At 61.1% G+C, this 14,476-nt stretch carries 15 protein-coding genes; 14 read left to right on the plus strand and 1 reads right to left on the minus strand.

From position 1 onward, the window contains the following. The first annotated feature begins 160 nt into the window (after positions 1-160). From NKH80_RS29675 to NKH80_RS29710, 8 genes are all read left to right on the plus strand, one after another. Positions 161-1,615: a portal protein gene (locus tag NKH80_RS29675; RefSeq protein WP_352995571.1), complete on the plus strand. Its 1,455-nt coding sequence runs from the start codon at positions 161-163 to the stop codon at positions 1,613-1,615. After that, a complete protein-coding gene (locus NKH80_RS29680) occupies positions 1,501-1,905 on the plus strand; it encodes a hypothetical protein (RefSeq protein WP_352995574.1) in 405 nt (134 codons plus the stop codon). Before NKH80_RS29675 ends, NKH80_RS29680 begins: the two co-directional genes overlap by 115 nt. Beyond that, positions 1,902-2,222 carry a Bbp19 family protein gene (locus NKH80_RS29685; RefSeq protein WP_352475515.1) on the plus strand — a complete coding sequence of 107 codons (321 nt, stop codon included), beginning with the start codon at positions 1,902-1,904 and terminating at the stop codon, positions 2,220-2,222. The genes NKH80_RS29680 and NKH80_RS29685 overlap by 4 nt, the downstream gene beginning before the upstream one ends. A 271-nt stretch (positions 2,223-2,493) precedes the next feature. After that, complete coding sequence (locus tag NKH80_RS29690) at positions 2,494-4,983, plus strand: hypothetical protein (protein WP_352705231.1); 2,490 nt, start codon at positions 2,494-2,496, stop codon at positions 4,981-4,983. After that, a complete protein-coding gene (locus NKH80_RS29695) occupies positions 4,983-5,411 on the plus strand; it encodes a hypothetical protein (RefSeq protein ID WP_352475513.1) in 429 nt (142 codons plus the stop codon). The genes NKH80_RS29690 and NKH80_RS29695 overlap by 1 nt, the downstream gene beginning before the upstream one ends. Before the next feature lie 795 nt (positions 5,412-6,206). Further along, positions 6,207-6,395, plus strand: coding sequence for a hypothetical protein (locus NKH80_RS29700; protein ID WP_352475512.1), 189 nt, complete (start codon positions 6,207-6,209; stop codon positions 6,393-6,395). Positions 6,396-6,569: 174 nt separating this feature from the next. Next, entirely contained in the window at positions 6,570-6,869 is a 300-nt protein-coding gene (locus NKH80_RS29705) for a DUF7716 domain-containing protein (protein ID WP_164759187.1), read from the plus strand. A gap of 8 nt (positions 6,870-6,877) precedes the next feature. Beyond that, positions 6,878-7,135: a hypothetical protein gene (locus NKH80_RS29710; RefSeq protein ID WP_352691822.1), complete on the plus strand. Its 258-nt coding sequence runs from the start codon at positions 6,878-6,880 to the stop codon at positions 7,133-7,135. A 170-nt stretch (positions 7,136-7,305) separates the two neighbouring features. Here NKH80_RS29710 and NKH80_RS29715 read toward each other — a convergent pair whose 3' ends face one another. Continuing rightward, positions 7,306-7,620 carry a YMGG-like glycine zipper-containing protein gene (locus tag NKH80_RS29715; RefSeq protein WP_352687421.1) on the minus strand — a complete coding sequence of 105 codons (315 nt, stop codon included), beginning with the start codon at positions 7,618-7,620 and terminating at the stop codon, positions 7,306-7,308. Positions 7,621-7,870: 250 nt separating this feature from the next. Between NKH80_RS29715 and NKH80_RS29720 the strand changes: the two genes are divergently transcribed. From NKH80_RS29720 to NKH80_RS29745, 6 genes are all read left to right on the plus strand, one after another. Next, positions 7,871-8,443 (plus strand): hypothetical protein, encoded by a 573-nt coding sequence (locus tag NKH80_RS29720; protein WP_352705229.1) that lies wholly within the window; start codon positions 7,871-7,873, stop codon positions 8,441-8,443. 218 nt (positions 8,444-8,661) lie between these two features. Continuing rightward, positions 8,662-9,570 (plus strand): hypothetical protein, encoded by a 909-nt coding sequence (locus NKH80_RS29725; RefSeq protein ID WP_352687425.1) that lies wholly within the window; start codon positions 8,662-8,664, stop codon positions 9,568-9,570. Between the two features lie 24 nt (positions 9,571-9,594). Further along, positions 9,595-10,584: a Coat protein gene (locus NKH80_RS29730; protein ID WP_352687427.1), complete on the plus strand. Its 990-nt coding sequence runs from the start codon at positions 9,595-9,597 to the stop codon at positions 10,582-10,584. Between the two features lie 207 nt (positions 10,585-10,791). Then, positions 10,792-11,043, plus strand: coding sequence for a hypothetical protein (locus tag NKH80_RS29735; protein ID WP_352687429.1), 252 nt, complete (start codon positions 10,792-10,794; stop codon positions 11,041-11,043). Between the two features lie 287 nt (positions 11,044-11,330). Further along, positions 11,331-11,933 (plus strand): phage connector family protein, encoded by a 603-nt coding sequence (locus NKH80_RS29740; protein WP_352687431.1) that lies wholly within the window; start codon positions 11,331-11,333, stop codon positions 11,931-11,933. After that, positions 11,930-14,386, plus strand: a complete 2,457-nt coding sequence (locus NKH80_RS29745) for a phage tail protein (protein ID WP_352705227.1) — start codon at positions 11,930-11,932, stop codon at positions 14,384-14,386. Before NKH80_RS29740 ends, NKH80_RS29745 begins: the two co-directional genes overlap by 4 nt. Positions 14,387-14,476 lie beyond the last annotated feature (90 nt).

Below are 14,476 nucleotides of genomic sequence, written 5' to 3' on the forward strand. Positions count from 1 at the left end.
GTCCCCATCAGCCATCGCATCAAGAAATGCGCCTGGAACGATGACTATCTCATCAATGCCATCACTCATATGCGATAGCCCTGCCTCGAGGGGGGAGATCGGCGGCTTCGGCGTCCCGCCGTTTTCTTTTTTCAATCAATTCCATCAAGCGAGGCTGACCATGAGCGATTCCCGTGCTCGCGATATTCTGTCGCGACAGGCAGAACTGGAGAGCGAACGCAGCCAGTACGAGCATGTCTGGGAGGCGGTGTCCGAATTCTGCGATCCCGATGCGCCCGACATGTGGAGCGGCCGCCGGCAGGCCGGCGCGGACTCGCAGGCCGAGCGGCAGGAGCGGCGCGGTTCGCGTGTCTACGCCAATACCATCAACTCGGCCGCCAACCGGCTGGCCGCCGGACTGGAAAGCCTGATCATTCCACAATCCGAGAAATGGCACGGTCTGTCGACCGCGGCCATCAACGACGATGAGACCGACGAGGAGAAGGAATGGGCGGAAGCGCTGCGCGATTTCCTGTTCTCGCTGCGCTACTCCGCCAACTCGAACTTCGTGCCGGCAACGCAGGCCTGCCTGCGCAATGTCGTGCGCTACGGCCCGGCCTATCTCTACGCCGAGGAGGGTTTTGGCAGCACGCTGATCCGCTATGCCTCGATCCCGGTGGTCGAAGGCTATCTCTCGCGCAACCGTTGGGGCCAGGTCGATATCTTCCACCGCCGCTACGAGCGCACCGCAAGACAGGCGGCGCAATTGCTCGGCTACGACAGACTGCCGGCGCGGATCAAGGTTCTGGTCGACGACCCCGCCAAATGCGAGACAAAAATCTCGCTGATCCAGTGCATCCAGCCGCGCGACGAGCGCAAGATGTACAGCCTGAGCGGCTCCTACCAGTATCTCGACACGGCGTTCGCGTCCTATCATGTGATCGAGGACGAAGAGGCGATCGTCAGGGAGAGCGGTTTTCGCTCCTTCCCGGTATCGTGCTTCAACTGGCGCCGCTATGAGGGCGATCCCTACGGCATCTCGCCAACCATCGAGGCACTGACGACGGTGCGCGAAGAGAACGCCGTGCGGCGCTCCGGCCTGCGCGCACTTCAGCAGATCACCGATCCGGCGACCGCCTCGAAGGCCAGGCTCGATTATGTGCCGGTGCTCAATCCCGGCGAGAATTACCCGGGCCTGATCGACGATGCCGGCCGGCCGCTGATCGCGCCGATCGCCACCGGCCAGAACCCGACCTATGCCTTCAATTACGCCGACAGCCGGGCCGAGGAGATCCGCGACATGATGTTCGTCAATCTGTTCCAGACGCTGGTACAGAACCCGCAGATGACGGCGACCGAGGCCTTGATCCGGCAAGAGGAAAAGGGCGCGCTGCTCGGCCCCTCGGGCTCGATTATCCAGTCCGGCTTTGCCTCGAATCTCGATCGCGAGCTGGGTATTCTGGAAGACAAGGGCCTTTACGAAGCCGCTTCCTGCCGCCGGCGAGCCTTGCCGGCAAGGCGTTGCGGCCGACCTTCACCGGCCCGCTCGACGTGCTGCGCCGCTCGGCCGAGGCACGCGACACCATCCAGGTTGTCACCACCGCCATGCAGATGGCGCAGTTCGATCCCGGCGTGATGGACAACATCGACGGCGACGAGGCGCTGAAGATCGTGCAGGGTGCCGGCCGCAGCCCACAACGCATCTTCCGCCGCCAGGACGAGGTGGCGGGCATTCGCGATGCCAGAGCCAAGGCGCAGCAGGCGCAGGCCGGCATGGCGGCGGTCGCCACCGCCGGCAAGGTGGCCAGGGATGCAGTACCGGCGGCCGTGCAGGCGCGCGACAGCGGCCTGCTCGATGGGCTCGGCGGGCGGATGCCGCAGGGCGGTGACGTGCAGAGTGGCGACGTACAGGGTGGCGGGGCATGAGCCAAAAACGCTTCGCCCATTCCAGCCAGGCCGGCGGCCCGGCCAAGGCGCGGGATGCGCTGGCCAAGGCCTATCTCAGAGTGTTCTCAGGCCAGGACGGCGAAATGGTGCTGGCTGATCTAGCCAGCGTCACCGGGTACTACCGCCGCCCGTCCTACGGCGAATGGCTGGCCAAGACCAAGACGCCGAACGGCTTCGAGCTGCACAGCGCGCTCAGCAACGCGCGGGCCGAAGTGGTGCAGCACATTATGGGGTTCTTGACGCTGGACGAAGCGCAGCTGGCGGCGCTGGAGAAGGCGGCGCGGTTGGAAGGGTAGCGGGCTTAGGACCGGCGGCCTTGCCACAGTCATGGCCTGCTCCGACCGATCGTTCGCGGGAGTCCGCGAGCCCGGCCAACTCATAAGGGAATGACAATATTTTGCCGAGGCATTTAGCCGACGGCGCAGACCGCCAGCATCTTCAGTGCCGGCGACACTCTCATTGGCGACCTCTCCAAAATTCATGACCCGACGAAGGCGGCGGCACGGGGCCGGCGCGCGGCAGCGCCGCGCCACGATCCCCGGCGCGCTCATGGCAGGACACAAATAGATGGCGACCATACCTCTCCAGCTTGCCCAGCGCCGGCTCGATGCCGGCAATGTGCTCTCCTATCCCGAAGGATCGCCGGTCGGCAGGGCGATGCAGGGTTTTGGCGACGAGCTCTCTGCCGTCGCCGAACGCTACCAGCAGCAGAAGCAGCAGGAGGAGGCGTTCGACGCCGACCTCGCGCGCCGTCGGTTCAACGGCCAGATCGGGCAGGCGGAAGACGAGGTGGCGGCAAACGCGCCGGCCGATGGTGCCGGCCTGCATGACGCGATGTATGGCCAGGTCGATCCGCGCACCGGCCGGATGATCAAGACCGGCCTTTTCGACACGCTGTTCGCCGATGCCCTGCCGAAAATGCCCGAAAGCCAGCGCGCCAATTTCGCCAGGCAGAAGGAGGCATTGCGCGAGGCCGGCTCACTACGGATGGCTGCGAGGCAGCTTCAGCGGCGCGACGAATATGAGCAGGCCGAGTGGACCAAGGTCGACAACATCTCAACCAGTGCCATCGCGCAAAGCAACCCCAAGGACACCGAGAACTTCGACGCGATCCGGCAGAACGGCTTTGACCTAATCGCCAAATTCCGCAACCCGCTTGCCCGACAAGCGGCGGAAGTCGCCTGGCGCAGCAATACGGCCAAGGCGCTGATCCAGGCGATGATCGCCCAGGACCCGAAACGTGCTGCAGAGATGCTGGGTGCCGCGCAGGCTGGAAACCGAACTAAGGACGACACCACCGAAGTCGTTGGCGGCTCCAGCGCCTTTGGTGCGCCCAATGCGGCGGCAGCGAAGGGTGACCGCGTCGGCATGCAGACCCCGGATGAAAGGTTGGCGCAGGCGTTCAGGGACGACCTTCCGCAACAGGAACAGGCAGCGCTGATCCGACAGGCGCAGGCGGCCAACATTGCTCAGCAGGTTGAGTTTCGCACCAACATTGGTCTCGCCGAGCAGAACGCGCCGGGCGCCATCGCACAGACTGGCGCCTATTCCGGCAAGATGCCTGGTCGGGACGCCTTCATCGCTGTCTATGGCGTCGAGGAGGGCGGCAAGCAGTACGGGGATTTTGCCAGAAAGATTGATGTTGGTCGTCAGGCCTTCGGCATGCGCACCATGCCGAACCAAGCAATCCATGCGGCGCTACGCGATGCCGAACCTGGTCCTGCAGGTTCCCAAGGGGAGCAGGCGCGGTATCACGTCACGGCCGCCGCCGCGCTTCAGACGCTGGACGCCAGACGGACGGACCCTGCCGCATACGTTCGCAAGGTCTTTCCGAGCGTCGACGCAGCCTGGAGCGAGATCACCACTCCCGACAGCGAGTCATGGAATCGTGAAGGAGGGCCGGACACCTACGACCGAGGAACTTATGTCCGAGCAATCGCCGCTTCAGTTGCAGCACAAAAGCAACTGGGCATCGAGAACTATCAACCTTTCCCATGGTCTGTTCTCAAGAACATCGCCACGACATTCAAAGACGGGAGCGTGCCACAGGCGGACAAGCACACCATCCTGTACAGCCTCGTTGGTGGGGCGTCCGATCCAGAGGTCCGAGCAGCCTTATCCCAACAGCTCGTCCAAGCCGGGCTTCCTCAATCGGTCGAAAGCCAACCGGCTAGGCCCGTTGTTGCACCTGTGATCGCCGGGAAGCAGAATCAACCGCCTGCTCCTTCAAACCGCAGGAAGCCTCAATCGAAACTGGAACTCGCCGCGGAGGACTTCGGCGACTACCTCACCGAAGGTTTTGAAGGCCTAGGCCGAGCCCCGCACGACATTGGGCTGTTTCTTCAGGATCTGCGCGACGATCCTTTGGACGCGCTCAGTCAACTGCCGGTCACTTCTGCCTCCGGATTAGCTGCAGAGGGCAGCCTGGCGTTCGAGTCACTCGGCCAAGCCGTTGCAAAAGGACTGGCCATTGTCCGCGCCGGGACGGGCAAGTTTGCCAAGCCGTTAGAGGAGCTTACGGCCGGTGGGTCGCGGGCCACATCAGAACTCGCCGTTGAGGGAGCGGCGGTTCGCCAGACGACCGAGGTTGAGTCTCGTGCAATAAATGCAGCAAAAGAGGCCGCTTACCTCTTGAGCACCGGCGTCAAGCCTGACAAGGCTGAGCTTCTTGCGATAATAAAGTCGATCGCCAGAGACCCCTCTAAGATTAGGCATCCGGGAGCATCGTTTGGCAAAGCTCTTTCAAAAAATTACCGCAAAACATTTCTTGATGCGAACCCGAATCTAAAGGGAGAGGTTGTCGTCCATCACGCTGCAGAGCAACAGATATGGACCAGATATCCAAGCCTTGTTGCTGAAGATGAGATGCACTCTCTTCAAAATCTTCGCGGCATACCAAAAGGATTAGATAACCTTTTGCACAAGATCGTTTTCCGATTCGAATGGGATAAATTTTATGCGTCGCACCCCCAGCCAACGCGTCAGCAGGTGCTGGACTACGTGACTTATATCGACAAACAATACGGACATCTGTTCAATCCTCCAATAGGTGAGTGATGCAATATTTTTACATATGGCCGAACGTCGCTGGTGGACTTGGTGAAAACACCGTTCTTGACTCGAGTGTCCATCCGCCAATCGTGACCAAGCTTCACTACGTTATAGAGGGCTGGTTTGGCGATGTGATCGTTACGACGTTCCCGTGTTACCTCGTCACCGAAGACACCCAGCGCGCACTGCAAAAGATGGGTTTTTCAGGCGCGACGTTCGCCGACGCCGAAGTGACAACATCCGAAGAGTTTCATGAGGATCAACCTGGGCAGGAACTTCCACCCTTCGTCTGGCTTAAAGTGAATGGCAAGGCCGGCCGGGACGATTTCGGGATCGCAGCGGACTATCGCCTCGTCATCTCGAAACGCATTCTTGATTTGCTGGAATCATTGGGAATACCGTTTGCTGTCATCGAGCCTTACGATGGTAAGTAGCAATGAGGTTGGGCTTTCATTTTTTTGATCCTCATTAGGTGAATGGTGGACTATTTTTACATAAAGCCCAATGTCGCCGGCGGAATAGGCCGTGGCACCATCATGGACACAAGCGTTCACCCCCTGTTGTGAGCAAACTCACCTACCAGATGGAAGGATGGTTCGGCGATGTTATCATTGCTGGCGATCTGCGTGTGGTCATATAGAGCGTGTGCTGAATCTACTCGACCGCTTTGGTATTCCGTCAGCGACGATTGAGCCCTACGACGGTCGGTAGTGCTATTGTTGCCATAGTTCGCGCCGTAGTGGATGTGCATGAAATCAATCCAGTGAAGTTTGGCGGCAGTTCACCGACAACAGGGGTATGCCGTGGTGGAACCAGTTGCTGAGCGACCTGGGACGATAGCAATGGGACATATTTAACTGAGGGACATTCGACGCACCGGCTGAATCCGCAGTCGTCGACGGCCTGTCCGCACGGTTGGGAGTCGTGCTGCCAAGGATTACATGATTTCCTCAAAGAGCATAATGGAGGCGAAGGTTTCATCGGCAATAACTATACTATTTTTTTAAAGCCGAAGAACTGGCTGACTTCAACCGCGGATATGAGGTTGAAAAATATGAGCCAGGCATCTTCTTATTCGCATCTGACGGAGGAGGTGAAGGCTATGGCTTCGACACTGAAGATGCGGCCATGCGAATCGTACGCATCCCATTCATAGGTATGAATCGGCAATCCGCTGAGACGATAGCGCGTGACCTCGCCGATCTATTTGCTCGGTTGGTGGACTGAAAATGCCCGACCAAAATAGATATTTACGCCCCAAGGGCATGGAGCTGTTTGAGATCGGCGATCCAGTCAGTTTGGAGAATAAGATCTGGTTGACCAGACAAGGGCATTTTGAGGCGGTGCGCTACTGGAATCGAGCTATCGGGATTCTGCTTAAGGCGGCGCCGGAGAAAGCGGCACCGGCGGATGGGTAGGGTGCGGGGAGCACTGACCTTGCGGAGGCCATGACGCTTTCGGCCGATCATTGTGCAAGTTTACGAACCCGGTGTAATGCAACTCGTCCCTAGATCTCAACATGATCGAGGGAGTATCTTCCAGAAAGCACTGCATCCGAATGGCCGAGGAGGATTTTCCCTATGGGGAAAAAAATGAAGTTGCTGGATATCGTTGGGCGGTTGTCGGAATTTGACGAGGAGGACCCGGTCTACGCAGCGGAGCCCACAATCTACGCGGCGGAGCCTTGGACAGAGGATTCAGACGCGATGGTTCTGCCTCAGCAGGATGGGGTGTTGGTACCACCCGAGGCAGCTAAAGAGGGCCTGGCATACTTTCTCGAAATCAACCTTGCGATCGAGATTACCGAGGCTTTGGTTGCATCGCAGAAAGAAAAGCCAAGCATTTCTGCCATCTGCGAACGGGTTATTTATTATGCCACCTATGATGCGTGAAAGGTTAAATGTTGACTAACCCACGTTATGACGGACAGCCGCTGCTTAGGCTGCTCGATGTTTATGTGCTCTGGGCGATCGGAGAACTTTCTCAAGAGTCGGAGGATGGCTTGAAAAGGATGGCCCCCAAACTGCAATCTATCTATGGCGGCGAGGGACAATGGCATGACGCAATTGCCCAGGCTATCCACATACCGCAGGGGATGCCGGCAGCAATCCGGGATATGTGGCAAGGAATCTCGAAATCGCTCGCGTCAATGGCGTAACCCTCCACCCCAGAAATTTGCCGAGATGTTCGTGGACGAAAATTTCGTGGATTGAATGTTCTGCATTGATTGGAATTGCTGTTATGGCTGGCGCCTACGGCGCCCCGCTGTCCTGCCGGACATCTCCCCCACGAGGGGGGAGATCGGCTGCCGCCGGCGCTTCGTTACGCTCAATAATTACCGTTATAATAACGGTCGTCGCAGGGCGCGGTGTAGATGCGGCCGTAGCGATCCTGATAGCGGCAGAGCTGTTCGCCGCGCGGTTGCGGGGTGGTGGCGTTGCCGACGACCGCACCGAGCAGGGCGCCGCTGGCTGCACCGATAACCGTGCTTTTGGTGTTGCCGCCTATGGCCTGGCCGGCGAGCGCACCGGCGCCGGCGCCGAGCAGCGCACCGGTGCTGGTTCTCTGCTGTGCTTCGGTCTGCGCGCAGCCTGCCAGCGCGGCGGTTACGAACATGGCGGCAATGGCTCTGGATACGGTCATCGTCTGATACTCCCTTGAAGTCTATGAACTAATACGCAGGCTGATTTTGCCAAGTAGGGTCGCATTTGCGGCGGAACATAGGCACCGTGCCTCACGAAATAAGACATGGTTGTTTTTGTCTGACGGCCGGAGACGACGGCTCGGCAAGACGATGCCCAAACGAGACTAATCTTTGACGGCCCATGTGCCCGATCTGCTTTTTCTACGCAGCGGCTAACTCTTCCTCAAATCCCAAAAATGGAGAAACCAAATGACCCGAGGTCTTGCCCGGACGCTTTCGCGTGCCGCCGCCAGAGAAGCCGGCCTTGCCCCGCCCAGGGCCGGACTTTCCGCCAGGACGAGCGGACAGGGCGGCACCTACCGCACGGTCTTTTCATTCAATGCCATGCCGGTGCCGGTCACCGATGCGCAGGCCTTTGCCAGCCAGAAGCTGTTCGATTTCATCGATGGCAAGATCCGTATCAAGGGCGGTACGGCCCGGCTGCAGTTTGCGGTGCTGACTACCCGCGCGTCGACCATCAACGACAATGCCGCGCTGACCTGGTCGCTCGGCTCGGCGGCAGGGTCGAGCGCTGTGCTTGCCGGAACCATGGTCAATGTGCTGGGCGCGACCGGCCGCACGCTGGATGGCGCCGGTGCCGCGCCGTCGAGCGCGTCGATTGCCGATGTTGCCGCAGCCTTGACGCTCGACGGCACCGTGACGCCGGTCGACCTCTATCTCAATCTGGCGTTTGCCACCGGCACCGACATCGATGCCGACGGCACGATTGCCGTTACCGGCACGATCACGCTGCTCTGGGAGAACTGGGGCGACAATGCGTAGGCGCTAATCTCCCCCCTCGAGGGGGAGATGTCGCCGAAGGCGACAGAGGGGGTCGGTTCGACCGGGCGCGACCCCCGGCGACAGATGAGGTCGGCGCTCCACGCGCGGCTACCCCCTCTGGCCTGCCGGCCATCTCCCCCTCGAGGGGGGAGATACCAAGTTTCACCGCCAGTGCTCTCATCACCGGCCTTCAAACTCTCAGCAAAAGGAATCTTCTCATGACAGATCTGGCAGACGCCGGGTCCGTGGTGGCGGCGCCACCGGCGGGCAACCTTGCACGGCCACCGGCCAACGGGGACAACGGGTCCGCCCCGCCTAAGGCCGCAAGCTGGTTTGACGGTCTTTCCGAAGGCAACCGCAAGCTCGCTGAAACCAAGGGCTGGACCAAGCCTGAAAGCCTCGATCGGGTTTTCGCCTCCTATGCGGAGCTGGAGCGGCAGCAGGGTGAGAGCCTGCGCGTTCCGGCAGCCGATGCAGCCGCGGAAGACTGGAACAGGTTCCATGCCCGGCTGCCCGAGGCGATGCGTCCGCTGACCTCGCCCGACAAGGTCGAGTACCGGCGCCCCGACGGGCTCCCCGAAAACTTCGCCTATTCGGACGAGCTCGCCAATGCGTCCAAGGCCTGGGCGGTCGAGGCAGGTGCTACCCCGAAGGTTGCACAGGCCTATCACGACCGCTTCGTCGGCTACATGGCCGAGCAGGCCAAGGCACAGCAAATCGCCGTTGCCCGCTCGGTCGAGACTACGCACGACGACCTCGTGCGGGATTGGGGACCGACCGGGAGCGATGGCTTTCGCCAGAAGCTCGAGGTCGCCAACCGGGCGATGAAGAAGCTCGGCCTGGTCAATGCCTACAAGGCGAAGGGCATCCTTCTGCCGGACGGCGCCTTGACCGACCCGCAGATCGCCAAGGCGTTCCACGCTATCGGCGAGGCGATGTTCCGCGAAGACACGATCGACGGCAATGCTGCCTTGAGCGGAGGCAACCCCTTCAAGCGCAATGCCGCCGGCGAGCGCAACCTGACTGGCATCTCGGCCCTGGTCAAAAGCGACCCCGCCCGCGCCCGGCGGCTGGCACGCGAGGCCGGCGAAAACCCCGACCTGTGGATGCCCAACAACCCTCTTTGACCCCAAACCTGAAGGAAGACAAAAATGGCAGACGCCTACACCCGTATCGCGGACGCGATCGTTCCGTCCGTCTACGCGCAATACTCGTTCGAGGAGCACGTCCAGTCGCTGGAGATTTACCAGGCCGGGATCCTGTTTTCCGACCCGTCGATCGCCTCGAAGCTCAGCCTCGGCGGTCGTTCGGTCGACATGCCCGGCTGGAAGGACCTCGGCAACGATCCCTCCGAGCCGGTCAATGACGACCCGGCCGACTCGATCGAGATGAAGAAGATCGGCGCGCGCCGCGAAGTCGCGGCCCGCAATGTGCGTGCGCAGGCCTGGGGCATCCCGGACCTGACCTCGATCCTTGCCGGTGACGATCCGCAGAAGCTCATCGTGCGTCGCCAGACCGACTACTGGCAGCGCGCCAACAAGCTGACGCTGCTCGGCATCCTGAAAGGCGTGCTGGCCGACAACATCGCCAATGACGCCGGCGACCTGGTGCGCGTCACCGGCGCCTCCATCGTCGACACCGACATCATCGAGGCCGCCTATCTGATGGGCGACCGCGCCGACAAGTTCAAGACGATCTGGATGCATTCGAAACAGATGAAGGCGCTGAAACTCGCCGACCTCATCGACTATGTGCCGTCGTCCGAGCAGGGCGGGCCGCTGATCCCCTATTACATGGGGCTGAGGGCCGTCGTCGATGACGACATTCCGGTTGCCGGCGGCGTCTACACCGCGTTCATGTTCAAGGACAAGGCGATTCTGTGGAACGAGCTGCCGGTAAACACCGAAGGCGGGCCGCTCGAGTTCGACCGCAAGCCGCGGCAGGGCCATGGCGGCGGCGTCACTGAAATGGTCGGCCGCCGGCATTTCGTGCCGCATGTGCCGGGCACCCGCTTTCTCGACGCGTCCTCGGCCGGCGAATTCGCCACCGATGTCGAGTTGGCACTGGCGGCAAACTGGGACCGCACGGCCTCGAGCGTCAAGCACATGACGTTCATCGCGCTGAAGACGACCGAGTCCTGATCGGCGAAGGGGCGGGCGTCCGACGTCTCGCCCCTTCGGGACGCCAGGTCGGCCACTGTGGCGAATCCCAAGTTCACCCGCCGCGCTGCGTCAGAGTGATGTGAATTTGGGGTTCGCTACAACATTCATGTTGCCCTCTGGTCAATCGACGGCACCAAACAGTTACAAGAAAGGGCGATGCTGCCTGTCTCGGCAAGGGAGGTAACTATGAACATGAAGTACAAGACAGTTCAGGAAGTGCTCCGAAAAGCGGGCATTGTCATGAGCAAGAAGGGGAACGTTCATCGCATAAACTTCTTCAGCGGTCTGGAAAACACCGCCTACTACACACCAAGTCTTCAGAATGCCCTGGACAAGGGCTTGGCCATGGCAGGAGGTGCCGGAAGGGTGAAATCAGGCGCCTTTGTCAAGTCAGCCGAAACAGGGCAGTGGATCGCGACCAGCGCACGCGTCGGCTGACACAATCAAGGCAAGACATCGCCGCGTTGCGCGGCGGTGTCGTGAAACTGCAATAGCCCAAGCATTGCCGTCTTCCTTGCTCGATGGGAAAAGACGACTGACGAAGCGTCTGCCACGCCATTTCCTGATGGGCGGTTGGTGGCGTGACGGCCTCATGCACGAGACGTGCAACATCTGCCCAAGCCACAAATCACAAGAAATCCCCAGCCGCCTCGAAGCGGCCTTTTTGCCGTGGAGGCACCATGTCCCGTTTTCCCCGACCAATCACACAGCCGGAGGCCTGAGCCATGGCCATCACCCCGCTCGACATCGCCAACATGGCGCTCGCCGTGCTCGACGAGGCGCCGATCGACAGCCTCGACCAGGACGCCAAGGCGGCGCGCCTGCTCAATCTGCATTTCGACCTGACCCGCGAGGCCGAATTGACCAAACATGCCTTTGTCTTCGCCATCCTGGCAGCCTCGGTCGCCGGCTTCGACACCGGCAGCGGTGCTGGCACGCTGAACTTTGCCTATGAGCTTCCCGCCGATTGCCTGCGGCCCTTGCCGCTGACGGGGAATGGCGAGCCGGACGGCGTTCCGCTCTCATGGCGGCAGGAGGCCGGGCTGATCTATTCCGATCAGGCCGGCCCGCGCATCATCCGCTATGTCGCCAACCTGACCGACCCGAACGACTGGGATGCGCTGTTCAGCGAAGTGATGGTGGCGGCGCTCGCCGTCAAGATCGCGCATCCCTTGACCCACAAGGCCGGCATGATCGACGTCGCCCGCAGCGCCTATGAGAGGGCGCTGGATGCCGCCTACTCGGCCAATGCCATCCAGCGCGGGGGCAGATTTTGCAGATCCTCCTGGGCTCTCCAGCGCGGCGACAACAGGTTCGTCGGCCGATGACCACGCTCTATCCGGTCCAGGACGCTTTCATCCGCGGTGAGATTTCTCCCCGCTTGCATGCTCGCGCCTCGCTCGAGCTTTACCGGGCGGCGCTGTCGAAATGCACCAATTTCGTCACGCTGCCGCATGGCGGCATCAGGAAGCGCGGCGGCACGTATTTTTGCGCTGAGGTGAAGGCTCCGTCAAAGGCGACACGGCTGATCCCGTTCATCTTCTCGGCCGACCAGGCCTATGCGCTCGAATTCGGCGATCTCTACATCCGCGTCTATGCCTATGGTGCGCGTGTCGGCACGGTCGAAGTCGTTTCGCCTTATCTCGAGGCCGATCTGTTCGACCTGCAATTCGTCCAGTCGGCAGACCAGATGTGGATCACCCACAAGGATCATCCGGTCAAAGTGCTGACGCGCACCGCGCACACGACCTGGACGCTCGCCGATTTCGTCTTTCTCGACGGCCCATACGACAAGATCAACACCACCGCCACGACGTTGACACCGGCCGCAACCGGCAACGCCATGCCGGTCATGGCCTCGAATACGCTGCCAAGCGGCACGGTCAGCAACAGCAACGGCTCATCCGACGTGTGGCAGGTGTTCGATGGCGACAAGCAGAAGGGAGAGAATATAGCGGGCTTTCCGAGCGGGTATCTGCGCTACCAGTTCGGCGGCGGCGGGACCAAGACGGTCGACGCCTACTGGATTACCGCCACGAATGATCACTCAGACACTGCATCGCCGACCCAGTGGCAATTCCAGGCCTCGCACAACGGCACCGACTGGACGACGCTCGACAGCCGGGACGGAGAGACCGGCTGGTCCAAGTCGGAAACCCGCTTCTTCGACGGCTTCAACAACACGGTTGCCTACGAATATTATCAGCTGCTGTTTTCAGGTGGCGGCAGCGACGGAACCGCTATCGCCGAACTGGCCCTGCACGAATACGCGCCGTCGCAAACGCCGTTCGATCTTTCGGCATCCTCGATCGTCGGCATCAATGACGGCATCGGCTTCCAGACCAGCGATATCGGTCGCGCCATTCGTCTGCTTGGCGCGGATGGCTTCTGGCGCTGGGCCAAGGTCGTTGGCCGGCCCAGCACGACGGTAGTCACGGTCCAGTTATACGGGCACGCTCTGCCCGATCTCAGCCCGATCATCCGCTGGCGTCTCGGCACGTTCGTGCCCGGCAAGTACGTCCAGAGCGGTTCGCTTTACGAGGAGCGTCTGGCGTTCAGCCGCAAATTCTCGGTCTATGCCTCGCAAACCGGCGATTTCGACAACTTCGCCACCGGTGAGAAAGACACCGACGCGCTGGAATTCGTGCAGGCAGGTGGCGGTCAGGCCAATGACATTACGTGGGTGGCGGAATCGGACGGTGCGCTGATCATCGGAACGCTTGGCGGGGTGAGGGCCCTGTCGGGCTCGGGCATCGACGAGGCGCTGACGCCGTCCTCGTTCAAGAACCGCCGGTCCCGGACTTTCGGTTGTGCCCCGCTGCGTCCCGTCGATGCCGGGCAGTCGTTCCTCTATGTGACCCGCTCCCGCAAATCGATCGCCGAGCTGACGCAAAACGCCACCGGCCGCTTCACCTCGGATGATGTCGGGCAGATTTCCGAGCACATTCCGAAGAAAGGCGTCGTTGAACTCGCCTTCCAGACCGACCCCGACCCGCTGCTGTGGTTTCCGCTCGGGGATGGCGAGCTCGGCGGCTACACGCACCAGCCGTCGCAAGACGTTCGCGGCATGCATATCCACCAGATCGCCGGAAGCTTCGCCGGATCGAACTGGGCTGTTGTCGAAAGCGCCGTGGTGACGCCCGGCCAGGACGGCAACGACGATCTCTGGCTGATCGTCAAGCGCACGATCGGCGGCGTGACCAGGCGCTATATCGAAATAAAGACCGCGGCGTTTGAGTATGGCGTGATCGAGGATGCATTCGAAATCGACTGCGGCCTGACCTATGACGGCGTCGCTGTCGGCACGGTCTCAGGGCTTGGTCATCTCAACGGCGAAACAGTCGACGCGCTTGCCGATGGCAAGGTCTACAAGGGCCTTCTAGTGGCGGCTGGCGCGGTTTCGTTGCCCGGTGGAGCTACGGCAGTCACATGGCAGGTCGGGCTCGGCTACCAGTCCGAAGCCAACACGCTGGAGCTCGATGTCGGCGGCCGCGACGGATCGATCGTCGGGCGGCGCAAGAAGGTGGCCAAGCTCATTCTTTCGCTGCTGGAAACCGACACAACCGGGCTTCAGGTCCAGTCGTTCATCCGCGGCCGCTGGGAGCAGGTTCGCATCCCGTCCGTGGTTGCACCCGACGGCATGGCGAAATTGTTCACCGGCAATGTCGAGGTGCCGATCGACGATAGCTGGGAAGGGCAGGGGCGGGTGCGCATTCGTCATGTCAACCCGACGCCCTGCACGATCAGGGCGATGACGCCGGTGTTCGACGCCGAGCCTTAGTTAATCTCCCCCTCGAGGGCAGGGCTATCGCATATGAGTGATGGCATTGATGAGATAGTCATCGTTCCAGGCGCATTTCTTGATGCGATG

Source organism: Mesorhizobium sp. M0904 (genome assembly GCF_040319475.1).
Lineage (GTDB): Bacteria > Pseudomonadota > Alphaproteobacteria > Rhizobiales > Rhizobiaceae > Mesorhizobium.

What these genes read in the sequence shown, in the direction of transcription:
- NKH80_RS29675 (WP_352995571.1), top strand. Translation starts at nt 161, where the DNA reads ATGAGCGATTCCCGTGCTCGCGATATTCTGTCGCGACAGGCAGAACTG.
- NKH80_RS29685 (WP_352475515.1), top strand. Translation starts at nt 1,902, where the DNA reads ATGAGCCAAAAACGCTTCGCCCATTCCAGCCAGGCCGGCGGCCCGGCC.
- NKH80_RS29690 (WP_352705231.1), top strand. Translation starts at nt 2,494, where the DNA reads ATGGCGACCATACCTCTCCAGCTTGCCCAGCGCCGGCTCGATGCCGGC.
- NKH80_RS29695 (WP_352475513.1), top strand. Translation starts at nt 4,983, where the DNA reads ATGCAATATTTTTACATATGGCCGAACGTCGCTGGTGGACTTGGTGAA.
- NKH80_RS29700 (WP_352475512.1), top strand. Translation starts at nt 6,207, where the DNA reads ATGCCCGACCAAAATAGATATTTACGCCCCAAGGGCATGGAGCTGTTT.
- NKH80_RS29705 (WP_164759187.1), top strand. Translation starts at nt 6,570, where the DNA reads ATGAAGTTGCTGGATATCGTTGGGCGGTTGTCGGAATTTGACGAGGAG.
- NKH80_RS29710 (WP_352691822.1), top strand. Translation starts at nt 6,878, where the DNA reads ATGTTGACTAACCCACGTTATGACGGACAGCCGCTGCTTAGGCTGCTC.
- NKH80_RS29715 (WP_352687421.1), bottom strand. Translation starts at nt 7,620, where the DNA reads ATGACCGTATCCAGAGCCATTGCCGCCATGTTCGTAACCGCCGCGCTG.
- NKH80_RS29720 (WP_352705229.1), top strand. Translation starts at nt 7,871, where the DNA reads ATGACCCGAGGTCTTGCCCGGACGCTTTCGCGTGCCGCCGCCAGAGAA.
- NKH80_RS29725 (WP_352687425.1), top strand. Translation starts at nt 8,662, where the DNA reads ATGACAGATCTGGCAGACGCCGGGTCCGTGGTGGCGGCGCCACCGGCG.
- NKH80_RS29730 (WP_352687427.1), top strand. Translation starts at nt 9,595, where the DNA reads ATGGCAGACGCCTACACCCGTATCGCGGACGCGATCGTTCCGTCCGTC.
- NKH80_RS29735 (WP_352687429.1), top strand. Translation starts at nt 10,792, where the DNA reads ATGAACATGAAGTACAAGACAGTTCAGGAAGTGCTCCGAAAAGCGGGC.
- NKH80_RS29740 (WP_352687431.1), top strand. Translation starts at nt 11,331, where the DNA reads ATGGCCATCACCCCGCTCGACATCGCCAACATGGCGCTCGCCGTGCTC.
- NKH80_RS29745 (WP_352705227.1), top strand. Translation starts at nt 11,930, where the DNA reads ATGACCACGCTCTATCCGGTCCAGGACGCTTTCATCCGCGGTGAGATT.